The 23,254-nt window shown below is 58.7% G+C and carries 19 protein-coding genes and 1 tRNA gene; 10 read left to right on the top strand and 10 right to left on the bottom strand.

The genetic code is table 11. The annotated features are described in order from the left end of the window. Positions 1-5: 5 nt before the first annotated feature. The 3 genes from ACRAWE_RS02775 to yejF are packed head-to-tail and all read left to right on the top strand — an operon-like array spanning position 6 to position 3,725. Positions 6-1,100, top strand: a complete 1,095-nt coding sequence (locus ACRAWE_RS02775; RefSeq protein ID WP_063919745.1) for a microcin C ABC transporter permease YejB — start codon at positions 6-8, stop codon at positions 1,098-1,100. Next, complete coding sequence (locus tag ACRAWE_RS02770) at positions 1,097-2,122, top strand: ABC transporter permease (protein WP_019453639.1); 1,026 nt, start codon at positions 1,097-1,099, stop codon at positions 2,120-2,122. Before ACRAWE_RS02775 ends, ACRAWE_RS02770 begins: the two co-directional genes overlap by 4 nt. 1 nt (position 2,123) lies before the next feature. Beyond that, positions 2,124-3,725, top strand: a complete 1,602-nt coding sequence (yejF, locus tag ACRAWE_RS02765) for a microcin C ABC transporter ATP-binding protein YejF (protein WP_019453640.1) — start codon at positions 2,124-2,126, stop codon at positions 3,723-3,725. 8 nt (positions 3,726-3,733) lie between these two features. Here the strand turns inward: yejF and ACRAWE_RS02760 are convergent, their stop codons facing one another. From ACRAWE_RS02760 to rsuA, 3 genes are all read right to left on the bottom strand, one after another. Continuing rightward, complete coding sequence (locus tag ACRAWE_RS02760) at positions 3,734-4,078, bottom strand: YejG family protein (protein WP_025160182.1); 345 nt, start codon at positions 4,076-4,078, stop codon at positions 3,734-3,736. A 594-nt stretch (positions 4,079-4,672) separates the two neighbouring features. After that, a complete protein-coding gene (locus ACRAWE_RS02755) occupies positions 4,673-5,869 on the bottom strand; it encodes a Bcr/CflA family multidrug efflux MFS transporter (RefSeq protein WP_019453642.1) in 1,197 nt (398 codons plus the stop codon). A gap of 38 nt (positions 5,870-5,907) precedes the next feature. After that, entirely contained in the window at positions 5,908-6,624 is a 717-nt protein-coding gene (rsuA, locus tag ACRAWE_RS02750) for a 16S rRNA pseudouridine(516) synthase RsuA (RefSeq protein ID WP_019453643.1), read from the bottom strand. Positions 6,625-6,944: 320 nt separating this feature from the next. On the opposite strand from rsuA, the gene ACRAWE_RS02745 reads away from it, so the two are divergent. Both ACRAWE_RS02745 and rplY read left to right on the top strand, forming a co-directional pair. Continuing rightward, the gene (locus tag ACRAWE_RS02745) at positions 6,945-8,702 is read left to right on the top strand and encodes a DEAD/DEAH box helicase (RefSeq protein WP_019453644.1); all 1,758 of its coding nucleotides are present in this window, start codon (positions 6,945-6,947) and stop codon (positions 8,700-8,702) included. 162 nt (positions 8,703-8,864) lie between these two features. Beyond that, complete coding sequence (gene rplY / locus ACRAWE_RS02740) at positions 8,865-9,149, top strand: 50S ribosomal protein L25 (protein ID WP_019453645.1); 285 nt, start codon at positions 8,865-8,867, stop codon at positions 9,147-9,149. A gap of 84 nt (positions 9,150-9,233) precedes the next feature. Here rplY and yejK read toward each other — a convergent pair whose 3' ends face one another. Then, positions 9,234-10,241, bottom strand: coding sequence for a nucleoid-associated protein YejK (yejK, locus tag ACRAWE_RS02735; protein ID WP_019453646.1), 1,008 nt, complete (start codon positions 10,239-10,241; stop codon positions 9,234-9,236). A 210-nt stretch (positions 10,242-10,451) separates the two neighbouring features. Between yejK and ACRAWE_RS02730 the strand changes: the two genes are divergently transcribed. The 5 genes from ACRAWE_RS02730 (at position 10,452) to ACRAWE_RS02710 (ending at position 13,811) form a co-directional block, all read left to right on the top strand. Continuing rightward, a complete protein-coding gene (locus ACRAWE_RS02730; protein ID WP_004935782.1) occupies positions 10,452-10,679 on the top strand; it encodes a YejL family protein in 228 nt (75 codons plus the stop codon). 9 nt (positions 10,680-10,688) lie between these two features. After that, complete coding sequence (gene yejM / locus ACRAWE_RS02725; protein ID WP_198636329.1) at positions 10,689-12,470, top strand: LPS biosynthesis-modulating metalloenzyme YejM; 1,782 nt, start codon at positions 10,689-10,691, stop codon at positions 12,468-12,470. Positions 12,471-12,548: 78 nt separating this feature from the next. Then, positions 12,549-12,625 (top strand) — tRNA-Pro (locus tag ACRAWE_RS02720). A gap of 507 nt (positions 12,626-13,132) precedes the next feature. Next, entirely contained in the window at positions 13,133-13,507 is a 375-nt protein-coding gene (locus ACRAWE_RS02715; RefSeq protein ID WP_432524697.1) for a hypothetical protein, read from the top strand. A gap of 67 nt (positions 13,508-13,574) precedes the next feature. Continuing rightward, a complete protein-coding gene (locus tag ACRAWE_RS02710) occupies positions 13,575-13,811 on the top strand; it encodes a hypothetical protein (protein WP_432524695.1) in 237 nt (78 codons plus the stop codon). A 61-nt stretch (positions 13,812-13,872) separates the two neighbouring features. Here the strand turns inward: ACRAWE_RS02710 and ACRAWE_RS02705 are convergent, their stop codons facing one another. The 6 genes from ACRAWE_RS02705 to ttrB form a co-directional block, all read right to left on the bottom strand. Beyond that, the gene (locus ACRAWE_RS02705) at positions 13,873-15,972 is read right to left on the bottom strand and encodes a peptidase domain-containing ABC transporter (protein WP_432524693.1); all 2,100 of its coding nucleotides are present in this window, start codon (positions 15,970-15,972) and stop codon (positions 13,873-13,875) included. Continuing rightward, on the bottom strand, positions 15,965-17,239 hold the full coding sequence (locus ACRAWE_RS02700) for an HlyD family secretion protein (RefSeq protein ID WP_432524691.1): 1,275 nt from the start codon (positions 17,237-17,239) through the stop codon (positions 15,965-15,967). The genes ACRAWE_RS02705 and ACRAWE_RS02700 overlap by 8 nt, the downstream gene beginning before the upstream one ends. A gap of 545 nt (positions 17,240-17,784) precedes the next feature. After that, positions 17,785-18,003, bottom strand: a complete 219-nt coding sequence (locus ACRAWE_RS02695) for a hypothetical protein (protein WP_432524689.1) — start codon at positions 18,001-18,003, stop codon at positions 17,785-17,787. Between the two features lie 260 nt (positions 18,004-18,263). Beyond that, complete coding sequence (gene ttrA, locus ACRAWE_RS02690; protein ID WP_432524687.1) at positions 18,264-21,335, bottom strand: tetrathionate reductase subunit TtrA; 3,072 nt, start codon at positions 21,333-21,335, stop codon at positions 18,264-18,266. After that, positions 21,328-22,353: a tetrathionate reductase subunit TtrC gene (ttrC, locus tag ACRAWE_RS02685; RefSeq protein WP_432524685.1), complete on the bottom strand. Its 1,026-nt coding sequence runs from the start codon at positions 22,351-22,353 to the stop codon at positions 21,328-21,330. Before ttrC ends, ttrA begins: the two co-directional genes overlap by 8 nt. Further along, positions 22,350-23,087, bottom strand: a complete 738-nt coding sequence (gene ttrB / locus ACRAWE_RS02680; RefSeq protein WP_432524683.1) for a tetrathionate reductase subunit TtrB — start codon at positions 23,085-23,087, stop codon at positions 22,350-22,352. Before ttrB ends, ttrC begins: the two co-directional genes overlap by 4 nt. Positions 23,088-23,254 lie beyond the last annotated feature (167 nt).

The following is a 23,254-nucleotide window of genomic DNA, read 5'->3' as shown; positions in this document are numbered from 1 at the left end:
TCGGAATGGCAGCCTATCTGATACGCAGACTGTTACTGGTGATCCCCACGCTGTGGGCGATCATCACCATCAACTTTTTTATCGTGCAAATCGCCCCCGGCGGCCCGGTCGATCAGGCCATCGCCGCCATCGAACTGGGTCAGGGCAGCGGTTTTGGCAGCGGCGGCGTGAATGAAGGCCTGGGCCATGCTCGGGCCGGCGTTCCCGCCGCAACTGAAGGCCAATATCGCGGTTCGCGCGGCTTGGATCCGGAGGTGATCGCCGAGATCACTAAGCGTTACGGCTTCGACAAACCGCTGCACGAGCGCTACTTCACCATGCTGTGGAACTATATGCGCTTCGACTTCGGCGACAGCCTGTTTCGCGGCGCTTCAGTGATGCAGCTGATCGGCCAGAGCCTGCCGGTCTCCATCACGCTGGGCCTGTGGAGCACGCTGATCATCTATCTGGTGTCGATCCCGCTCGGCATCCGCAAGGCCGTCCACAACGGCAGCGCGTTCGATACCTGGAGCAGCACGCTGATTATCATCGGCTACGCCATTCCGGCTTTTCTGTTCGCCATTCTGATGATCGTGCTGTTCGCCGGCGGCAGCTACCTGGACTGGTTCCCGCTGCGCGGCCTGGTGTCGAGCAACTTCGACACCCTCTCGTGGCCGGCGAAGATCGCCGACTACCTGTGGCACATCACGCTGCCGGTGCTGGCGACGGTGATCGGCGGTTTCGCCACCCTGACCATGCTGACCAAGAACTCATTCCTCGACGAGATCCGTAAACAATACGTCACCACCGCCCGTGCCAAGGGGCTGGACGAGAAAAAAATCCTCTACCGCCACGTGTTCCGCAACGCCATGCTGCTGGTGATCGCCGGTTTTCCGGCCACCTTTATCAGCATGTTCTTCACCGGCTCGCTGCTGATCGAAGTGATGTTCTCGCTCAACGGCCTGGGGCTGCTGGGCTACGATGCCACACTGCAGCGCGACTACCCGGTGATGTTCGGCACGCTGTATATCTTCACCCTGATCGGCCTGCTGTTGAATATCCTCAGCGATATCACCTACACCCTGGTCGATCCGCGCATTGACTTCGAGGCCCGCCAATGAGCCGCCTTAGCCCGATCAACCAGGCACGCTGGGCGCGTTTTCGCCGCAACCGCCGCGGTTACTGGTCGCTGTGGATCTTCTTGGTGCTGTTCACCCTCAGCCTGGCCGCCGATCTGATCGCCAACGACAAACCGCTGTTGGTGCGTTATGAAGGCCGGCTGTATCTGCCGTTTATGATCAACTACAGCGAAACCGCGTTCGGCGGCGAGCTGAGTACCGAAGCCGACTATCAGGATCCGTTCGTGCAGCGGCAGATCGAACGGCACGGCTGGGCGGTTTGGGCGCCGATCCGCTTCAGTTACGACACCATCAATTTCGCCACCGAGGTGCCCTTCCCCTCGCCGCCTTCGCGCCACAATCTGCTCGGCACCGACAGCAACGGCGGCGACGTGCTCGCTCGTGTGCTGTACGGTTTTCGCATTTCGATGCTGTTCGGCCTGGCGCTGACGCTGTTTTCCAGCCTGATCGGCGTGTGCGTCGGCGCGACGCAGGGATATTACGGCGGGCGCTTCGATCTGTGGGGGCAACGCTTTATCGAAGTGTGGTCGGGCATGCCGACGTTGTTTCTGATCATTCTGCTGTCGAGCATCGTTCAGCCCAATTTCTGGTGGCTGCTAGGCATCACTATCCTGTTCGGCTGGATGAGCCTGGTGGGCGTGGTGCGCGCCGAGTTTCTGCGCACTCGCAACTATGACTATATCCGCGCCGCGCGCGCCATGGGCGTGTCGGATCGGGTCATCATGTCCCGCCATATGCTGCCCAACGCCATGGTGGCAACGCTGACCTTCCTGCCGTTTATCCTCTGCGGCTCGATCACCACCCTGACGTCGCTCGATTTTCTCGGCTTCGGCTTGCCGATAGGTTCGCCGTCGCTCGGCGAACTGCTGCTGCAAGGCAAAAACAATCTGCAGGCGCCGTGGCTCGGCATCACCGCCTTCCTGGTATTGGCGGTACTGCTGTCGTTATTAATCTTTATCGGCGAAGCGGTGCGCGACGCCTTTGACCCCAGCAAGGCGCATTGATATGGCCACTCCTCTGCTCGCTATCCAGGATCTCAGCATCGCCTTCCGCCAGGGCGACAGCCTCACGCCGGTAGTCAATGAACTGTCGCTGCAAATAGCGCCGGCGGAAACGCTGGCGTTGGTGGGAGAATCCGGCTCCGGCAAAAGCGTCACCGCCCTGTCGATACTGCGCCTGCTGCCCGCGCCGCCGGTGGTCTATCCTGCCGGCGATATCCTGTTTAACGGCGACTCGTTGCTGCATGCGCCGGAAGCGGCGCTGCGCAAGGTGCGCGGCAACCAGATCGCGATGATCTTTCAGGAGCCGATGGTGTCACTCAACCCGCTGCACACCATCGAAAAGCAACTGGCGGAAGTGCTGATGCTGCACCGCGGCCTGCGGCGCGAGGCCGCGCGCGCCGAGATCGTCGAGTGTCTGGAGCGCGTCGGCATCCGCCAGGCCAAGAGCCGATTGCAGGACTACCCGCATCAGCTGTCCGGCGGCGAACGCCAGCGGGTGATGATCGCCATGGCGGTATTGACCCGCCCGAAACTGCTGATTGCCGACGAACCCACCACCGCACTCGACGTGACTATCCAGGCGCAGATCCTGACGCTGCTGCAAGAATTGAAACAAGAAATGGGCATGGGGCTGCTGTTCATCACTCATAACCTGAATATCGTGCGCCGCCTGGCGGACAACGTGGCGGTGATGCGCCAGGGGCGCTGCGTGGAGCAAAACGGCCGCGCACAGCTGTTCAGCCGGCCGCAGCATCCCTACACGCAGCAGCTGCTGGCCGCCGAAGACGTCGGTGAACCGCTGCCGCTGCCCACCGCGCGCCCCGGCGACGAGCGGCCGCTGCTCAAGGTGGAAGGTCTGCAGGTACGCTTCCCCATCCGGCGCGGCCTGCTGCGCCGCACGGTGGATTATCACTATGCGCTAAAATCGTTGAGCTTCGAGTTGCGCGCCGGGGAAAGCGTGGGGCTGGTGGGGGAATCCGGATCGGGTAAAAGCACCACCGGGTTGGCGCTATTGCGTCTGCTGGCCTCGCAGGGCGCCATCTGGTTCGACGGCGAACCGTTGCACCCGCTCACGATGAAGCAGATGTTGCCCTACCGCAGCCGGATGCAAATCGTCTTCCAGGATCCCTACTCCGCCCTGAACCCGCGCCTGAACGTGCAGCAGATCATCGCCGAAGGGTTGGAAGTGCACCAGCGGCTTAGCGCCGAGCAGCGGGAGCAGCGCGTGATCGAGGTGTTGCAGGAGGTCGGCCTGGATCCGCAGCTGCGCCATCGTTACCCTACCGAGTTTTCCGGCGGTCAGCGCCAGCGTATCGCCATCGCGCGCGCGCTGATCCTGCAGCCGCAGCTGCTGATCCTCGACGAGCCGACCTCTTCACTGGATAAATCGGTGCAGGCGCAGATCCTGACGCTGCTGAAATCGCTGCAGCAACGCCACCGGCTGGCTTATCTGTTCATCAGCCATGACCTGCAGGTGGTGCGTTCGCTGTGCCACCAGGTCATCGTGCTGCGACAGGGGGAAGTGGTTGAGCAAGGGGACTGCCGGGCCATTTTCGCGGCGCCTGCAGCCGACTATACCCGACAACTGCTGCAGTTGGCGGATTAGCGGCGAAGTCAGAAGGGGTATTGTGCGCTAAGCGGTTCGGCGATGGCGGCGCCGACGTTTTTCAGGCGGCACATCGTCGCGCTCTCGTCGCTGCGCTGTACGAACAGGCAAGGTTCCCCTTCCCATTCGACGATCGCGCAGTCGACCTGAATCTCCTGCAACGACAGATTAAGCTGTTGCATCACCTGCCAGGCCTCGGCGCCTTCATGGCTGAGCAACTTCAGCCCAATCAGGTTGTTATCCTCGTCTATTCCGTTAAACGGAAGCGGTTCGACCTTCACGCCGGTGAAACCGGATAGCCAACGATAACTTTGCGGCAAGCGATGCACTACCGAAAGTTGGATACTCTCCACATGAAATCCCTAGTTTGAAAAGGTGAAACACGTTTACCTGACAGGGTAACTAAGTTATAGCCGTTGACTCCCGACTCTGCCGCGCACAAATGTTATTTAAATGTAAATTTTGCCGCAAGCCATTAACATTACCCCGTGCGAGCCGATGCCGTGCCATTTTCTGGCGCGCCGTGCGGTGTTATTTCACGGCATTTTGCGACTCAGCTCGCATTTTTGCGTTATATGTAACCCTTTCCCGCCGCGATCTCAACTCTTTTTTCTTGCAATGCGACTACTTTTTCGTCGCCATATTTTTACATTGAGGAAACATTTCCCCTGTCTAATTAGCGCACACCATGGCGCTAATAGGTTGATTTACATTGCCCCTAATACAAATCACCCACTTCAGCCAGCCGGTAGAACGCCGCGCCGCCCGGCCGATATCGGGCGGCGCGACAGCGGTTATTTTTAACAAAAAGCACACAGGTGAGAAAATGGCCAATTGATTAGCTAGCGTATATTTAGCAACAAAATTTTCATTGCCGGTTGCACGATGAAATGGCAGGGCGCAACCTCATGATGAAACGGGGCTGCGCGCCCCGCTCCCGGAGAACGTCAGACCGCGCGATCGCGCGGCCGGCTGGCGTACAGGTAGAACAGCACCGCCACAATGCTGCACAGCGCCATCGAAGTGACCATAGGCCAGGCGCTTTTGCCTGGCGCCATCGACAGCACCGCGCCCACCAGCGCGCCGATGCTGAAACGCAGCGTGCCGGCCAGGGAAGAGGCGGTGCCCGCCATATGCGGAAAATCGTCCAGGATCACCGCCATGGCGTTGGACGAGATCATCGCGATGCACCCCAGATAGACCGCAACGCCGATCACCAGCGCCCAGAAACCCAGCCCGATGGCGCTCACCGCCAGCAGCCACAGCCCCATCGCCAGCTGCACCAACAGCCCCAGTTTGAACATCTTGACCGCGCCGAATCGCCGCACGTTGCGGCTGTTGATCAGCGTCGTCAGGAACAGGAAGACGATGTTCAGCGCAAAGTAGTAACCGAAGTGCTGCGGCGAAACGTGGTTCAGTTCAATGTAGACGAACGGCCCGGCGCTGAGGAACGAGAACATGCCGGCGAACGAGAAGGCGCTGGCCAGCATGTAGCTCAGCACCCGCTTGTGTCGGAACAGCGAACCGAAGTTGCCCAGCGTGGTGCGCAGGTGGAAGCGCTGTCGCCGCTCTTTCGGCAACGTCTCCTTGATGAACAAGGCCACCAGCAGTGAACCGATCAACGCCGCGGCGCCCATAGTCCAGAAGATGGCGTGCCAGCTGAACCACAGCAGCAGCGCACCACCGATCATCGGTGCCAGCAGCGGCGCGATGGTCATCACCAGAATGACGAACGACATCATGCGCGAAAACTCGTCCTTGGTGAACATGTCGCGCATCAAGGCGTTGATCACCACGCTGGCGGCGGCGGCGGCCAGGCCGTGCAGGAAACGCAGCCCGATCAGCTGATCGATCGACTGCGCCATGGCGCAGGCGCAACCGGCGATGGCGAAGATCAGCGTCCCCCACAGGATCACCGGTTTGCGGCCGATGCTGTCCGACATCGGCCCATAGAACAGCTGACCGAAGGCGAAGCCGAGCATATAAGCGCTGAGCGTCATCTGCACGCTGCCAGATTCGACGCCAAACTGGGCGGCGATCACCGGCATACTGGGCAGGTACATGTCGATGGCCAACGGCATCAACATGGACAACAGGCCCAGAATGAAAATCAAACCGAGATGAGAGGTTCGGTTCTGTTGCACGTTCTACGACTCCTTAATCGGCCGCAATCAATGATCGTTTATCCGCCCTGCAGGTGCGGCGCGCCCACGCTGGCGATCTCTTCTTCGGTCAGGGGGCGGTATTCCCCCGGTGCCAGGTCGTCATCCAGCACGATGCCGCCGATGCGCTCGCGGTGCAACTCGATCACCCGGTTGCCAACGGCGGCGAACATCCGCTTCACCTGATGGTAGCGCCCTTCGCTGATGGTCAGACGCACCACATGCTCGTCAACCTGCTCCAGCGTCGCCGGCCGCGTCAGATCTTTCTCGTTGTGCAGTTGCACCCCTTCGGCGAAACGTTGCGCGGTGTCTTCCGCCAGCGGGTGCTCCAGCGTCACCAGATAGGTTTTCTCGCAGTGGTGACGCGGCGACGTGACGCGGTGCGACCACTGGCCGTCGTCGGTCATCAGCACCAGCCCGGTGGTATCGATGTCCAGCCGCCCGGCGGCGTGCAGTTTGTACGCGACCGGCTCATCGAGGAAATACAGCACCGTCGGATGATCGGGATCGTCGGTGGAGCAAACGTAGCCCTGCGGTTTGTTGAGCATGAAATAGCGCGGGCCGTTCTGCTGCTGCAGCGGGTTGCCATCGAACGCCACCTCTTGCTCCGGGGTCAGTTTGAGCGCCCCGCTCTTCGCTATTTCACCGTCCACGGTAACGCGTTTAGCCCGAAGTTCGCGCGCTACCAGCGCACGGCTGATGCCTAACTGCTGAGATAAAAACTTGTCCAGTCGCATGGGATCTGCTTTGCCTGTCGTTGTTATGATCGCATTGATCGTATTGCCAAAATATGACGCCCCCGCCGTTGCACCGGGTGCAAATGGCAGGTTCAAGGGGGAAATCGCGTGGGGGAACAGCGATTGCTGTCGCACGAGTATAGCGACACAACGCGTTGCCCGACAGGGGTAATTTTCACGCCTCTCGCACCGCGCGCGCCGGGAAGGCATAATAATAGAAATTTTTCGGCCGCCCAGCGCGTAAAATGTCACGATTTCTGTGGGAACAGCGGTGACAAAACCGGCACCCGGCGGCCCATTCCAACCTACGGCGTTCATTTATGGCCTTTACCCTACGCCCCTACCAACTGGAAGCGGTCGAAGCCACCATTAACCATTTCCGGCGGCATCCCGAACCGGCGCTGATCGTGCTGCCGACCGGCGCCGGCAAAAGCCTGGTGATCGCCGAGCTGGCGAAGCGCGCCCGCGGGCGGGTGCTGGTGTTGGCGCACGTCAAGGAGCTGGTGGCGCAAAACCACGCCAAATACTGCGCCTACGGCCTGGAGGCGGACATCTTCGCCGCCGGCCTGCAGCAAAAAGAGAGCGCCGGCAAGGTGGTGTTCGGCAGCGTGCAGTCGGTGGCGCGCAACCTGCCGTTGTTCGACGGCGCCTTTTCGCTGCTGATTGTCGATGAATGCCATCGCATCAGCGACGACGACGACAGCCAGTACCAGCAAATCATTCAGCACTTGCAGAAAACCAACCCGCAATTGCGGTTGCTGGGGCTGACCGCCACCCCCTACCGGCTGGGCAAGGGCTGGATTTACCAATATCACTACCACGGTTTCACCCGCGGCGACGGCGCCAGCCTGTTTCGCGACTGCATCTACGAGCTGCCGCTGCGCTATATGATTAAACACGGCTTTCTGGTGCCGCCGGAGCGGCTGGACATGCCGATCGTGCAGTACGATTTCAGCCGGCTGGAGGCCAGGAGCAACGGCCTGTTCAGCGAAGCGGACCTGAACCGCGAGCTGAAGCGGCAAAACCGCGTCACGCCGCACATCATCAGCCAGATCGTGGAGTACGCCGAAGATCGTAAAGGGGTGATGATTTTCGCCGCCACCGTCGAGCACGCCCGCGAGATCCACGACCTGCTGCCGAACGGCGAAGCCGCGCTGGTCAGCGCCGAAACGCCGCCCGCCGAGCGCGATGCGCTGATCGAGGCGTTCAAACAGCAGCAGTTGCGCTACCTGGTCAACGTGGCGGTGTTGACCACCGGCTTCGATGCGCCGCACGTCGATCTGATCGCCATCCTGCGCCCGACCGAGTCCGTCAGCCTGTACCAGCAGATCGTCGGACGCGGGCTGCGTTTGGCGCCCGGCAAAGAGGATTGTCTGATCCTCGACTATGCCGGCAACCCGCACGACCTGTTCACGCCGGAGGTCGGCGTCAGCAAGCCGCACGGCGACAGCCAACCGGTGCAGGTGTTCTGCCCGGCCTGCGGCTTCGCCAACCTGTTCTGGGGCAAGTGCACCGAAAACGGCGACATCATCGAGCACTACGGCCGCCGCTGTCAGGGCTGGCTGGAGGACGACGACGGCCGCCGCGAGCAGTGCGACTACCGCTTTCGGTTCAAGAGCTGCCCGCACTGCGGCGCGGAGAACGACATCGCCGCGCGCCGCTGCCATCAGTGCCAGGAAGTGTTGGTCGATCCCGACGATATGCTGAAAGCGGCGCTGAAGCTGAAAGACGCGCTGGTGCTGCGCTGCGGCGGTATGGAGCTACAGAGCGGCCGCGACGACAAGGGCGAATGGCTGAAGGCCACCTATTACGATGAGGACGGCACCAGCACCAGCGAGCGCTTCCGCCTGCAGACGCCGGCGCAGCGCAAAGCGTTCGAGATGCTGTTCCTGCGCCCGCACCAGCGCGCGCCGGGCGTGCCGTTCGCCTGGCACACCGCCGCCGACGTGCTGGCGCAACAACAGGCGCTGCGCCATCCGGATTTCGTGGTGGCGCGCAAACGCGGGCAGTTTTGGCAGGTGCGCGAGAAAGTGTTCGATTATCAAGGCCGTTTTCGCCGCGCCAATCAATTGGCCTGAGCGAACTGTCCCCAATCTGGGCAGGTTTTCATTGCCCTGCGGATGGCTTTCCGTTAAAATGCCGCGCGCTTTACCTGGGCCTGCCCAGCGTTAAAGCGGGTTTCCGAACTTGCTACTTGGGTCGCCTGTAGCAGGGTAAATTTTCTTTTAAGAGAAAAAACAATGTTCACTATCAATGTAGAAGTACGTAAAGACCAGGGTAAAGGTGCGAGCCGCCGCCTGCGTGCAGCAAACAAATTCCCAGCTATCGTTTACGGTGGCAAAGAAGCTGCAGTTTCCATCGAATTGGACCATGATTCTGTTAAGAACATGGAAGCTAAACCAGAATTCTACAGCGAAGCAGTAACTCTGGTTATCGACGGTAAAGAAACCAAAGTTAAGGTTCAGGCTGTACAGCGTCACCCGTTCAAGCCAAAACTGGCTCACATCGACTTCGTTCGCGTTTAATCGCTACGTTTTCGAACCTTTCGGGACGCCGAAATAAAGAACGCCGCAATTGCGGCGTTTTTTATTGTCTGCGATTCGGCAAGCTTACTTGCCGCTGCCGGTCCGGCGCTGCAGCTGATCGCGCAGGTTCGGCGGCGTGCCTTTGATGGTCAGCGTGTCGGTGGCCGCATCCCAGAAAATGCGCTCGCCAAGCAGCATGGCGTCGAAGTTCAGGCTGATGCCGCCGCCGCTGCCGGCGAATTTGGTCAGCTGGCGCAAAGTGCCGCGATCCGCCGGGAAGCTCTCTTCCAGCTCATACCCTTGCTCGCTGGAGAACTGCATGAAGTCTTTCTCGCCGACCGGCGACAGCTCCTGCGACAACGCCTGCAGTTCGATCTCTTCGCCCGCCTGCAGCTGTTCGTTGCAGTAGCTGTAAACTTGCTGGCGCACCGACTGGCGCTCATTCTTGTCCAGCTGCGCATCGGCACAGTAGTCGTCTACCGCCTGCAGCAGCCCGCGGTTTTGCGCCTTGGTGTCCAACCCTTCGGACGCCGCCAGGAAATCCATAAAGAAGTCAGCAACCTTGCGGCCCACGCGCCCGCGCAGGAAGGTCAGATAGCGGGTCGATTCCGGGTTGGTTTCCCACTCGGTCAGATCGATGCGCGCGACGATATCGGCGTTGTTGATATCCAGATAGTGCGTGGTGTTGATATCCAGCTCTTCGTTGACGCGCATGCTGTTGCGGCTGTTCAGCACCGCGATCAGCAGATACTCCACCGCCAGATAACGGTATTGACCGAACAGCACCACGCCGCCTTCAGCGAACGGATACTTCGCCAGTTCGTCGCGCAGGCGACCGGTTGCCGCACGGCTGAAGGCCAGAAAGTCCTTATCGTCCTTGCGGCAGGTGCGCAGCGCCTCCGCCAGCTCGCTGCCTTCGTTGAACAGGCCTAAAGCCTTGCTCTTGGCGCTGTAAACGCGATGCAGTTCCGCCATCATTTCTTCCACCGCCGCGTTGTTGGGCAGCAAGGAATCGCGCAGCACCACGTCCAGCGTTTGCTCGTCGCGTTTCACCAATTGATGCAGAGCGATCTGGTCGATATCCAGACTCATGGTAAATCCTCCTGTTCTTTAGGCGCGTATTCAAACACTGAAGGCCCCGCCCTGCAATACTAAAAACCGCGGCAAACCGGAAAGGCGCGGCGATGAGCCGCCTCGCCGCCGACTATCGCGGATCCGAATGACAGGAAGTGATAAAAGAGCGGAAAATCACTGTCCTATACGGTAAGATAGAGCACTTTGCAGATTACTAAGCGCAATTTTATGCCACAATCATCCCGTTACAGTGACGAACACGTTGAACAACTGCTCTCAGAGCTGGTCAATGTTCTGGAAAAACACCATACCCCCACCGATCTTTCCCTGATGGTGCTGGGCAACATGGTCACTAATTTGATCAACACCAGCGTTGCCCCCGCGCAGCGGAAAACCCTGGCGAGATCGTTCGCGGAAGCCCTGCAGGCTTCTGTCCGTGAAGATAAAGCGCATTAATATTGACTTATGGTGACAAACCGTCAGCGTTATCGTGAAAAAGTCTCCCAGATGATCAGCTGGGGGCACTGGTTCGCCTTATTCAACATCCTGCTCGCCCTTGGGTTGGGCAGCCGCTACCTGTTTGTCACCGACTGGCCCGCTTCCCTGCTGGGCCGGGTCTATGCTCTGGTCAGCCTGCTGGGGCATTTCAGCTTTATCGTGTTCGCCGGCTATTTGTTGGTGATCTTCCCCCTCACCTTCGTGGTGATGTCGCAGCGGCTGTTGCGATTTATTTCCGCCGCGTTGGCCACCGCCGGGCTCACGCTGTTGCTGGTCGACAGCGAGGTGTTCTCTCATTTCCACCTGCACCTCAATCCGGTGGTGTGGGATCTGGTGGTCAACCCGGACCAAAGCGAGCTGTCGCGCGATTGGCAGCTGATGTTTATCTGCGTGCCGGTGATCTTCCTGGTGGAGATGCTGTTCGGCACCTGGAGCTGGCAGAAGCTGCGCAGCCTGAACCGACGCCGGTTCGGCAAGCCGCTGGCGGCGCTGTTTATCAGCGCCTTTTTCGCTTCGCACCTGATTTACATCTGGGCCGACGCCAACTTCTATCGCCCGATCACCATGCAGCGGGCCAACCTGCCGCTCTCGTACCCGATGACCGCGCGCAAATTCCTCGAGAAACACGGCCTGCTCGACCAGCAAGAATATGAGCGCCGCCTGGTGCAACAGGGCAATCCGGAAGCGGTAGCGGTTGAGTATCCGCTCAGCGATCTCAGCTACAGCGATAAGGGTAGCGGCTATAACCTGCTGATGATCGTGGTGGACGGCATTCGCGCCAAAGACGTGGCGCAGGACATGCCAACGTTGACGCGTTTCGCCCAGGAAAACGTGCGTTTCAGCGATCACTATAGCTCGGGCAACCACGCCGACACCGGGCTGTTCGGCCTGTTCTACGGCATTTCTCCGACCTATCTGGACAGCGTGCTCGCCGGCCGCAAACCGTCGGCGCTGATCAACGCGCTCGGCGATCAGGGCTACCAACTGGGGCTATTCTCGTCCGACGGCTTCAACGCCAGCCTGTACCGTCAGGCTCTGTTGACCGACTTCTCGCTGCCGACGCCGGTGCCGCAAAGCGACGCGCAGACCACGCAGCAGTGGCAACGTTGGCTGACGGATCAGGGCGGTAAAGAACCATGGTTCTCTTATATCAACTTCAGCGGCGCTGAGCCGGCCGAAGGCGACAAAACTCCGGCGCCGGCCGACTTTATCCAGCGTTATCGCACCGGCGCGCAAGACGTAGACGCTCAGATAGCCCAGGTTCTGGACACCCTGAAACAACGCGGCCTGCTGGATAAAACCGTGGTGGTGATCACCGCCGAGCACGGCGTCGAGTTCAACGACAGCGGCAAAGGGCAATGGGGCGCCGGCACCGCCTTCAATCAGGCGCAGCTGCAGGTGCCGCTGGTGATCCACTGGCCGGGTACGCCGGCGCAGACCATCAACAAGCTGACCGGCCATAACGACGTGATGCGTACCCTGATGCAACGGTTGCTGCACGTGAAGACCACGCCAAAAGACTATTCGCAGGGCGAGGATCTGTTCACCGCCCAGCGCCGCAACAACTGGATTGCCACCGGTGACAACAACCAGCTGGTGATCACCACGCCGACGCAGACGCTGATGCTGGACAACAGCGGCAACTATCGCGTCTACGATCAGAACGGCGAGGAAATAAAAGACGAGAAACCGCAGCTTGCTCTGCTGCTGCAGGTGCTGACCGATGTAAAACGCTTTATCGCCAACTAACTGCTTAAAACTAAAGCAATCAAGTGGCGAGGCGCTTGCATTAACATCGGGAATCGGTAGTATGATTTTTCATAGCGTCGGCATGTAGCGCAGCCTGGTAGCGCACCGTCATGGGGTGTCGGGGGTCGGAGGTTCGAATCCTCTCATGCCGACCAAATTTAAGAAAACCTGCTGTTACAGCAGGTTTTTTTTCGTCTGCACGCTGAGAGGATGAGAATCTCCGAAGGAGGTTTGAGCCGAGCGTAGACAGGGCGCGAAGCCCCTCCGTAGCATAATGAGTGCGAATTCCCTTTTGTTACTTTTAAGCCTCCCTTTAAGGCGGTTGCCTAACTTAATTCATTCATTTTGGCACGCGCCCCGAAACAAATGATAAATATGAATACAATGCCTACCAACTGCGGCCGAATTGCGCCACAAAGGAAGTCGTCTCCTATATGCTTGCTGAGATCGAGGCATGTGTAAGTCGTAGCCCCAGAGAACCAAGCTTTTATCCAAAAAGTTTTCTTCATGGGATGTCCCTATTCCAAAACATTTTAATATGTCACATAACAGAGTAAACAGTCATTAATATAAAAATTGATTCGATTGTGGAAAAGAGCTAATTATAAAGAGCCTTACGAAGGCTTACATAGTATCAATCAAATAATCAAAAGGAGTTGTTTATGAAAGTTATTGATTCTTCAATGCTAAATTTCGTTTCTGGCGCAGGGAATTTTTCGGATAACCGTAGCAGTAACGGCAAGGTCAACAATAATAATGGGGGCTGTGGTGCTTCAACTAACTATGGTGGCCAGGCTAATGGTTTTGTTAGCAACTCTTCAGCCGGCATGAGCAAGGATTGTGCTATAGCACTAGGATTGGCAGCGGCAGGTGGCGTTATCGGCGGACTTATATCGCAAGGCGCCAGGGCTGTTATTGGTGGTGTAGTGGGATCTTCGATTGGCTCCCTTGGAGCATGCATTGGTGGAAGCAACAACAATGGTTTTCAAAACGCCTCTAAAGGCGGAGGTTATAACGGGGGCACCTGCTCCTGGTAATTACACACGAAATACTAACAGTGCTTATAAAAATATTGCATGGTGTTTTTTGAAAGGAGGAAAGGAAATGAAAAATCCATTTGTTGTTTTTGCTTTTGTTTTTATAATGATTTCATTATCGCAAAGTGTTTTTCACACTCTGGGAATAACAAGTTACAACGGGCTTTTAAATATCAGCTTACCTAAAGATCTCGCTCTGAGCATTATAATTATTTCTGTTCCAATAGGGATTTTTGCAATCATGTATGGGATCTATTCATCTGTTAAATGGTTTGCTAAAACGTGGAATAAATCTGGAGGGTAACAGATTACTCCCTATGCGATAGCGGAGGATAAACTCTCCCCTATCGCTGGTGTATTATTATTTAATCCAACCTAATCACTCTATCTGCCGACGCTATCGTAGTTTCACGGTGAGCAATGATGATCCGCGTAATTTTTAGTTTTTTGATCGCCTGATTCACCTTCGCTTCACTGTCCTTGTCCAGCGCACTGGTCGCCTCATCCAGGAACAAAATCGCCGGTTTCTTGTAAATGGCTCGGGCAATAAACAGGCGTTGCTTCTGCCCACCGGACAACCCTTCCCCCAGTTCGCCGATCAGGGTTTCGTACCCCATCGGCATGCGCATGATCACCTCATGCAGATAGCTGGCGCGGGCACAGGTTTCCATCCAGGCATCATCCATCTCGTCCGCGAACCCGCAGATATTTTCCCGGATCGAGCCGGAGAACAGCTTGTCGTCCTGCATCACGCAGGCGATCATCTTGTGGTAGTTGTTGATGCCGAGCTGCCGGATATCGACGCCGTTCACCTCAACCCGCCCTGAATCCGGGGGAAACAGCCCGCACAGCACCTTCATCAGCGTGGTCTTGCCAGCCCCGGACGGGCCCACGATGGCCACGCTTTCTCCCGGTGCAACGTTGATATCCAAGGCATCAAAGACCGCCGGTGACTGGCTGTCGTATCGGTAGCTCAGGGCATGGGTGGATAACCCCATTGGTTGCATTTTCGAGATATATGGGAGGTCGGGCTTGCGATCTTCCCGTGGATGCAGGGCGATATCGGCAATGCGTTCGTTATGCAGGCTCATCATGCGCAGCTGCAGCAAAAATTCCGTCAGAGACTTTATGCGGTCGGAGAACTGCCCCCGAAAGGCGCCGAACGCGACGAACATACCGAGGGTCATCTGATTATCGATCACCAGACGGGTCCCCAGCCACAGTATGACGACCTGGTCACAGGCCGCCACGAAGGTGTTGATCCCGCCAAACAGCATGTCCATTTTGGTGATCCGGATACCGGTATTGATGGTGTCGATTTCAAGATTGAGCCAGTGGGCGATACGGCGCTCCGCCATGCCCTGCATCTTGACGGTGGCGATACCGTATAGCGTCTCCATAAAATAGGAACCGGCGCGGGCATTTCTCACCAGCGCTTCTTCGGACAGCTGGCGATAATACCCGTAGGTCAACAGGCGCATCAGCACATAGAGCGCGGTGAACGCGATCACCACCCAGGTCAACCAGCCCCCATACAGCACCATCATCACCAGCACGCCAATCACCATGATGCCGTCCATGATGGCGCCGACAATACTGGTGGTGAAGGTGCTGCGCAGCGTATCCAGTGAGCCGAAGCGCGACTGAATGTCACCCAGCTTACGCCGTTCAAAGTAGCCGAGCGGCAGGCGCAACAGGTGAGTAAACAGGCCGGATTGCCACTGCACGTTGATGAGCGTCGACATGACCAGTCCGGCCCAGGCGCGCACCATGCCAATGGCGGCCCGCAACAGGATGAACAGCATCAGCCCAACGCAGATGAGCGTCAGCAACCCGCGGTCCCCGGCGGGAATAGCGTGATCCATCACCAGCTGCGTGCCGATGGGCATCACCAGGTTGATGGTTTCGAACACCAGAGACAGGCAAAAGATTTTGCCGAGCGCCCCCTTGAGACCGTGTACGCTGCCAATCAGCGTACGCAGGTGAATGCGGTGGCGAACGCTGTCGGCGGTAAAGGCGCTGCCGGGCCAGGCCTCAAGCGCTACGCCGGTAAAACTGTGCGACAGCTCCGCCAGGCTGACCGCCCGCCGCCCGCGCGCCGGATCGTGCAGCACCGCGCGGTGGCCTTTGACGCTAACCAGCACCACGAAATGGTTGAACTCCCAGTGCAGAATGCAAGGCAGTTTCAGCGCGCCAAGTTCGTCCAGATCCAGCGACAAGGGGCGAGTGCTCAACCCCAGCTGTTCGGCGATACCGGTCATCCCAACCAGCGTTGCACCGCGGGTTGACAGGTTGAACTGCCGGCGCAGCGCGATCAGGTCGATGTTTTTGCCGTAATAACCGCAGATCATCGCCAAACAGGCCAGCCCGCATTCCGACGACTCGGTCTGGTGCACCATCGGAACCCGGTGGCGCAGCCGCAGATCCAGCTGGCTGACCCGTTGTTTGAATGTTGGCTTATTCATTGACCGGCCCCGTTGCGCTGTGTTTCATGTCGTAGAACGGCGACAGCATCCATTGATAAACCGGCCTTTTCTCCAGAAACAGAGTGCTTTGCGCTTTCATGCCGTTTTCCAGGCTCAGACGCTTGCCGTCATAGGCAATGGCCTGTTTTTCCGGAATGACGATCACCTTGTAGTAAGGCACAGCGGCGGTCAGCGCCGCTTTGGGCGCCCCCTGATAGGTCAGCATTTCCTGCGGTGAGGCCGGGGCTTTGGAGATGACGGATACCGTACCGGCAAACTGGCCGAACTTCTCCGCCGGAAAGGCGTCATAACGCACATTGACCCGATCACCGGCAGCAATGTAAGGGATGGCGTCGTTAGGTACCCACAGCACCAGAGCATAGCGATCGATGTCGTGGGGGAGTACCTGCAGCAGACTGTCGCCGACGTTCACCATCTGGCCAACCGTGACGCTCAGCGAATCGATGCGGCCGCCGGCCAGCGCGCGAACGATAATATCGCCAGTGGCATCGATGTTTTGCCGCTCCTTTTGCAGCTCGTAGCGCTGCAGCTCCATCTGGTAGATCTGGTTGTCAAATTCAGCGGCCTGGGTCTGGATCTGGCTTTCCAGCGCGGTGATCTGCAGCGCATTCTGTTCGTTCTGGCCGGAAAGCCCCAGCAGGTTGTTCTGCTGCTGGTAATACAGCGCCACCTGGTTGGTGAGCTGATCCTTGTTGATCAGCCCCTTGGTCTGATAGTGCCGATAGTTCTCCATGTTCTCCTTCATGATGCGTATCCCTTCCTGGGCGCGCTGGAGGATATCGGTGGAGCGGGTAAATGCGGCGGTATATTGCGCCTTCTGTTTTTCCAACATAGTCAGCGTGGCCTGCTTGCTGCTTTCCAGCCGGCTGATGATTTGCGCAATGCGCGCCAGCTGGCCATCGATATCCCGCTGCTGGTTATCGCTGACCACTCCGCTGCGGGTGCTTTTGCTGACGTCAATCTGGTAAATGGGCGCCCCGGCGGCGATCCGTTGCCCTTCGGTGACAAATTGTTTGATCACTACCCCTTGAACCGTGGAGTAAACGTTCGCGGCACGGGGATAGGTGCTGATCTCACCGGTCACGTTGACCCGCCGGGTATAGGTACCGGCGATCACGAAGGTGAGAAAAGCAATGAGAAAAAACAGGCACAACCCCGCAGTGAACCAAACGGGAATACCAGGCAACAGCAATGCCCGGCCGCGCCATTTCAATTTCTGGTTACCGATCGCTTCCTGGCGAAACACCGTTTTTCTTCCTTAAAGAAATAAGGGGCGTTGGCTTTTGCCCTATTATGTCGTTAACAATTCGCTAAATATCAGGCTTGCTGTTAATCAGCGCTCGATACATAGTTGAATGTGATATCGCAAATAACCCCGTCAGTTTACTGAGCGAATTTTGCCCATTTTTATGTACAGGGGCTAACTGTTTTTATTTTTTCCAGATATTTCTTGCTCTTTCTCAAATTGTCTCGACGTCCAAACTCCCGTTACCGTGCCTTCGTGGGCATGCAGTTTCATTCAGTAAAACACATCCTCTGCAAAGGCTTACTCCTATTTTTGATGGCAAATCCCAAAGCAAACCATGGCGCCGGAGAACTAAGATTTCATCGAAAGAGTTAATTCATTGAACAACTTTATACTTAACTGAATAATACTTCGTGATAGTTATTCATCATTATTTTAAACTTGACCCATCCAATAAAAAGCGTTAATCGTAACAAACTCTAAACATGACTGCACAAGATAACATCAACAAGTAAAAGGAGTTATTTATGAAAACCATTGATTCTTCAATGCTGGGTTACATTGCTGGTGGCCGTGGCAATAATGGCGGCGGCCGTGTTGACAACGACAGGTAGAATAGTCATTCTGGCAGTAAAAAACTGCAAGAACTCAATGGGCGGTTCTTGTAAGGTTTGATTCCACCATCGATAAAATAACATTACAAAATCAGACAGGACTAAAACGGTGACAAGGATTATCAGTTCGTTAATTGTCTTTTTATCCATCCTGGCCGGATCTTTTTTTCTGAGTGGCGCCGGGGTAATAGGTTACCAACCGTGGTTTTCTGCACCCGCGAATTTGTCAAAACTTGTGATTATCGCTGTCACCTACTGCTCTTTTGTTTACGCCGCATTAAGTATTTATAGAAAACTTAAAAAATAAACCCCATAAAAAAGCCATAACACAGGCATGACGTTCAGTTTTGGGTTAAAGAATAGAATTAACTATAAATTAACCCTCGCTAATTCAGTTTTTCGCCTGCCGTTTACGCGGGCAGTTTAACGATCGCCGCCGGGATGCCCTGCCGCACCGCCGCACCGGTCACCCAATCCAGCCAGGTGTTCGGCACTTCGCGCGTCGGATCGGCAAACCCCAGATCGTTGAGGTTGATACCGGCGGCGATGCGCTCATCCATCGCCAGCGGTTCACCGTCCAGATAGTGCTGGCTGGCCCCCATCTCACGGTGGCCGTAGCCGTGTTCCACCGCAATCACGCCGGGCATCACGCCCGCCAGTAAACTGATCTGCGCCTCCCGGCTGCCGCCCGGCGTGCTGATGCGCACCCGGTCGCCGTGTTGAATGCCGAAATGCGCCCCATCCGCCGGGTTTAACGCCACCAGGTTCACCGGTTTCACGTCGTGCAGGCGCCGGATCACCGCAGTGGAGCTGCTCATCACATTGGATTTGAAGGACATCAGGCGCAGCGGCCACTGCCGTTGCGGGTAGAGTTCTTCCACCGCGCGGCCATCCGACAAACGCGCCGGATAGCAGGTTGGGCAACCGCTGAAACGCTCGCCGGTGATCGCATGCCGGTGCTTCGCCACTTCCGCGTTCCAGATCTGCAGCGGTTTCTCCCAGCGATTGCCCACGCTGCCGTCGCGGCGGCCGCTGTCATGAGCGGCGAACCGGCCGCCGCGGCTGTAGATAAACGCTACGCGGTCGATTTCATCGGGGCGCAGCGTCTGCGCCAGCTGCGGCAACAAGCGATCGACGCCGCTTAGCGCCAGCTCTTCCGCCCTCGCAGCCGGCACCGGCGCCTTGCCGGCAAACGCGACGTTGGCGGCAGCGCGCAGATAATATTCCTCGGCGCAGTTGAGCGGCAGCAGCCCACCCTGGCCATCGCCGATCGCCCGATCGCCGAAGCCCGGCAACGCCAGGCGTTTGGCGACGGCGATGCAAAACGCCTCCATGGAGATCGGTTGCCCTTGCGCCGTTTTAGCGGTCGCCGGCGTCACTATCGGCCAGCGCGCGGTGGTGGCCTTGCTGGCGACGCCGCCCCAGGGAGCGCTAAATCCCCAACTCTCAAAGTTATGGGTATCCGGGATGATATAGTCGGCCAACGCCGTCGTTTCATTGATAAACGCATCGATAGCGATAAACAGCGGCAAACGCGCCGGATCTTTGAGCCGTTCCTCCGCCACGCCGCGCAAACCGGCGATACCGTACAAGGGATTGGTCATGTTCGAGATCCAGGCTTTCAGCCCGTAGGGATACCCCGCCAACGCCGAGGTCAGCAGCTCGGTCAACTGCCCGGCGACGAACGGATACCAGGGCGCTTTGGCCGGCCAGGGCGAAATGCCCGCCGCCACTTTTTCGCGGTATTCGTCCGAGGCTTCATAGGCAGCCTTGCTGCGCGCGATATTCAGCCCCTTTGGTTTCACCAGACCGGGAAACTCAGCCAGGTTATAGCGTGGCCCTTCGGCGAAGGCGTTAAATTTACCGCCGCCGACGAACACCCCGCCCGCCAGGCTCAGATTGCCGATCAGCACATTGAGCATCATCACCGACCAGGTATTATAAAACCCGTTTGCCGCCATCATCCCGCCATGAGCGATCACCGCCGCCTTGCGCCCATGGGCGGTAAAAGCCTCGGCCAGCGCCGCAATGCGCGCCACCGGCACGCCGCATTCTCGGCTGTACGCCTCTGGCGAAAGCTTGTCGGCAGCCTCTTTCAAACACTGAAAGCCGCTCTTCACCGCCACCTGCGCACCGTCGTGCAGCGTCACCCTGCGCGTTACCCACAGCTCGGCGCTGTCGCACGTCTCGGCCGCCACCAGCTCGCCCGCACCGTTGACCACCAGCGGCGATGCCGACCCTGCGCAGTTCAGATGGGCGAGCGTCAGATGTTGGCCCGCCAACGGGTGCTCGCTCTCGGCGATCACCAGATGCGTGGCGTTGGTCCAGCTCTTCTCGCCGGCGCGTTGCATGGCAGCCTCTGACGGGATGGCGAGATAGTCGGCTTGATAGCGCCGGTTGTCGAGGATCCAACGGATCATCGCCATCGCCAGCGCCGAGTCGGTGCCCGGCAACACCGGGATCCAATGACCATGATCGTCCGCCAACGTAGTGGTCAGCGGCAGCGCCGGCGCCACCACCGCATAGCGGAACTCGCTGCGCAGCCTGGCGCTAGCCAGTTGCCGGGCCTGGCGCTTGAAAGGGTTGCCGGACTGCGCCGGTGAGGTGCCCATAAACAACGCGAATTCGACCTGTTCCCAGTCTGGTTTCACGTGCGGGTTCTTATCCAGATCGTTCATCAACGCACCGGAGCCGGCGCGGTAGGCCAGCCCGCAGTAAGCGCCGTGCGCGCCGAAATTCTTGCTGCCGAAACTGTTCAGGGCGAAGCGCCGCAGGAAGCTGTCGCGCCCGTCGTCACCGGCGTTGGTCACCAGCAGCTGATTGGCTTTCGGCCCCAGCCCCGGCTGCCGGGCGTCGATCGGCGTTTCCAGATCGCGGATCGCCCGCAGACCGTCCACCGGTCCTTCGCCGAACAGATCGCCGCCCTCCACCACTTCCTCGATCAGCTGCTCGAAACTGATGCGCTGCCACTTGCCTTCGCCGCGTTTGCCGACGCGCTTCATCGGCTCCAGTACGCGCAGCGGGCTGTAAAGGCCCTCCAGCAGCGTGGCGCCGCGCGCACAGGCGGTGGAACGGGCATCGAGACCGCTTTCGCCACCCAGCTGCGCCAGCGCTTCTTGCAGCGGCAAGGCGGAATCGACGTGCCGCTCCTGAGACAGCGGATGATAAGGGTTGCCGGCAATGCGCAGCACCCGGTCGGTCTGCCGATCCACCCTCACCCGCACGCCGCACTGCGTCCAGCAGCCGAAACATTGGGTCATCGAGATGACCTGCTGCGGATTGCTTTGCCATTCCGGCGCCGCCCGCCCTTCGGGCGGCAGAGAGTTGCCGTAGATGCGATCCCGCGTCACGCGCCCAGAGGTGCCATGGATCAAGCCGTCGATCGCCCGTTTGGCGACCTCGCGATAGCTCAGGCCAAAGGCGGACAACCCGCCGAAGGCCAGGCCCACTTTCAACCACTGACGCCGGGTGAGTTTAGCCATGTTGTTTTCTCCGCAATAAAAACGCCTGTGCTTCACGCACCATGATCATTAACGCCAGCCACAACCCAAAGGTGCCGACGATCGCCAGCAAGCCATCGGTGCCGAGCGGCAGGCTGTAGGGGGAAGAAGACGCGTTGTATTTCGGGATGGTTTGCACCTCGATCAACAGCGTCCAGCGCATCAGCCAACTCAGCCCCAGAGCACCGGCCACCAGCAGCGGCACACCGCCGCGCGGCAAGCGCCGATAGGCGCCCCAGGCGGCGCACGCCAGCGTCAGCCCCCATAACGCGATCCATCCGGCGGCATAATGGCGCGCTATCGCCTGCGTCCGCAGCCAGTGGCGTACCGCCGCGCCGGATAACGTATCGCCGCACACCCACAACAGAATCGCCCCGCCGAGCAGCAACAGCATCAGCAGCATTCCGCGCGCCAGCGGCGCCTGCAGACCGGGCCGTTCGCGTATCGCCAGCAGCAACAAGGCCAAGAGCGCCTGCAGCGCACTGAGCAACATGACGATAGGAAATCCGTAGCTGAACCAGATCGGGCGGGCGCGCACGACGGAAACCTCTCGCCCGGTGTACAGCAGCAGGCCGATAGCCACCAGCGCACAGGCGGGCGCAATCCCGCGCAGCAGCGCAACCGGTCTGCCCGTCAGCCGCGTGAATTCGAGCGCGAGAAACCACAGACCGATCAGCAGGGTAAACAGCGGCAAAAACAGCGCGCCCCACGGCATCCACGACCAGGGCGTCGGATAGGCATAGAAATGCCAGAAGCGGGCGGTTTGATGCAGGTCTGCGGTCAGCGCCAACGGCGCGGTGATGGCGCACGTCAGCCCGATAAACAGCGCCACGCGCTCCAGGTGTGCGGCATTCTCTCCACCGCGCCAGCGCCATGCGCAGGCCAGCAGCGCGGCGCAGGCGGCGATGCCGATAAAGAAGAAATATTGCACGGCCCACGGCAGCCAGCTAACCGCCTGCGGTTGGCTCAACACTTCTGCGATCGTCAGTTGGCGACTCATCGTCTCTCTCCCCATAAGGCGACCTGCGCCCGCCCCGGCAGCGGCGTAACGAAGGCTTCATCCAGCCCCAGATAAAACACGTGGGGCGCGGTGTGGTTTTCCGGCTTGAGAACTTTGATCTCGGCCTCATGGCGCCGCAGCATCTTGCTCAACGTGCTGTGCGGATCGCGCATGTCGCCGATGATCCGCGCGCCCCCCACGCATGACTCCACGCACGCCGGCAACAATCCCGCCTCCAGCCGGTGCACGCAGAAGGTGCATTTGTCCGCCGTTTGGGTGGCGTGATTGATAAAGCGGGCGTCGTACGGACAGGCCTGCACGCAATAGGCGCATCCCACGCAGCGTGTGTTGTCGACAACCACGATCCCGTCCTCGCGCTGGAAGGTGGCCTGTACCGGGCATACCGGCACGCAGGGCGGGTTGTCGCAGTGGTTGCACAGCCTGGGCAGCAGCACGTTGGTTGCCACTTCTTCCCCTTCGAGGCTGACCTGGTACTGGTTTACCGTGGTGCGAAACTCGCCGTGCGGCGTCTGGTTTTCAATGGCGCAGCTGACGGTACAGGCCTGGCACCCGACGCAGCGCCGCAGATCGATCAGCATCGCGTAGCGGCGGCGAGCATCCCCCTCGCGCCGCGTCGGCGCCAACGTCAGCCCGGCCTCCGCTACGGGGACCAGCGAAGCCCCCGCCGTCAATACGCCCAGCCGTTGCAAAAACTGCCGTTTACTGAAGTCCATCCGTTTCTCCCACGCCCAGGGCATCACCCCGATCACGCTATTGACGCCCGTTAGATGAATAAACAATGTCGATGATTTACAGTGTAAAAATGGCATCGAAGGCGCTCTATTGTGGTTAACCACATACCGGACCCAACGTTGATCTAAAACAAGTGGCGGCAGATAAA

Origin of the sequence: Serratia sp. BFP-2025 (assembly GCF_050880365.1) — a bacterium.
Taxonomy (GTDB): Bacteria; Pseudomonadota; Gammaproteobacteria; order Enterobacterales; family Enterobacteriaceae; genus Serratia; species Serratia surfactantfaciens.
Note: the sequence above shows the minus strand (reverse complement) of the source record. Positions and strands in the feature narration are given on the sequence as shown.

What these genes read in the sequence shown, in the direction of transcription:
- ACRAWE_RS02745 (WP_019453644.1), top strand. Translation starts at nt 6,945, where the DNA reads ATGGCCTTTACCCTACGCCCCTACCAACTGGAAGCGGTCGAAGCCACC.
- ACRAWE_RS02730 (WP_004935782.1), top strand. Translation starts at nt 10,452, where the DNA reads ATGCCACAATCATCCCGTTACAGTGACGAACACGTTGAACAACTGCTC.
- ttrC (WP_432524685.1), bottom strand. Translation starts at nt 22,353, where the DNA reads ATGAGTCGCCAACTGACGATCGCAGAAGTGTTGAGCCAACCGCAGGCG.
- yejM (WP_198636329.1), top strand. Translation starts at nt 10,689, where the DNA reads ATGGTGACAAACCGTCAGCGTTATCGTGAAAAAGTCTCCCAGATGATC.
- ttrA (WP_432524687.1), bottom strand. Translation starts at nt 21,335, where the DNA reads ATGGCTAAACTCACCCGGCGTCAGTGGTTGAAAGTGGGCCTGGCCTTC.
- rsuA (WP_019453643.1), bottom strand. Translation starts at nt 6,624, where the DNA reads ATGCGACTGGACAAGTTTTTATCTCAGCAGTTAGGCATCAGCCGTGCG.
- ACRAWE_RS02715 (WP_432524697.1), top strand. Translation starts at nt 13,133, where the DNA reads ATGAAAGTTATTGATTCTTCAATGCTAAATTTCGTTTCTGGCGCAGGG.
- ACRAWE_RS02695 (WP_432524689.1), bottom strand. Translation starts at nt 18,003, where the DNA reads ATGGATAAAAAGACAATTAACGAACTGATAATCCTTGTCACCGTTTTA.
- yejK (WP_019453646.1), bottom strand. Translation starts at nt 10,241, where the DNA reads ATGAGTCTGGATATCGACCAGATCGCTCTGCATCAATTGGTGAAACGC.
- ACRAWE_RS02775 (WP_063919745.1), top strand. Translation starts at nt 6, where the DNA reads ATGGCAGCCTATCTGATACGCAGACTGTTACTGGTGATCCCCACGCTG.
- rplY (WP_019453645.1), top strand. Translation starts at nt 8,865, where the DNA reads ATGTTCACTATCAATGTAGAAGTACGTAAAGACCAGGGTAAAGGTGCG.
- yejF (WP_019453640.1), top strand. Translation starts at nt 2,124, where the DNA reads ATGGCCACTCCTCTGCTCGCTATCCAGGATCTCAGCATCGCCTTCCGC.
- ACRAWE_RS02705 (WP_432524693.1), bottom strand. Translation starts at nt 15,972, where the DNA reads ATGAATAAGCCAACATTCAAACAACGGGTCAGCCAGCTGGATCTGCGG.
- ACRAWE_RS02770 (WP_019453639.1), top strand. Translation starts at nt 1,097, where the DNA reads ATGAGCCGCCTTAGCCCGATCAACCAGGCACGCTGGGCGCGTTTTCGC.
- ttrB (WP_432524683.1), bottom strand. Translation starts at nt 23,087, where the DNA reads ATGGACTTCAGTAAACGGCAGTTTTTGCAACGGCTGGGCGTATTGACG.
- ACRAWE_RS02710 (WP_432524695.1), top strand. Translation starts at nt 13,575, where the DNA reads ATGAAAAATCCATTTGTTGTTTTTGCTTTTGTTTTTATAATGATTTCA.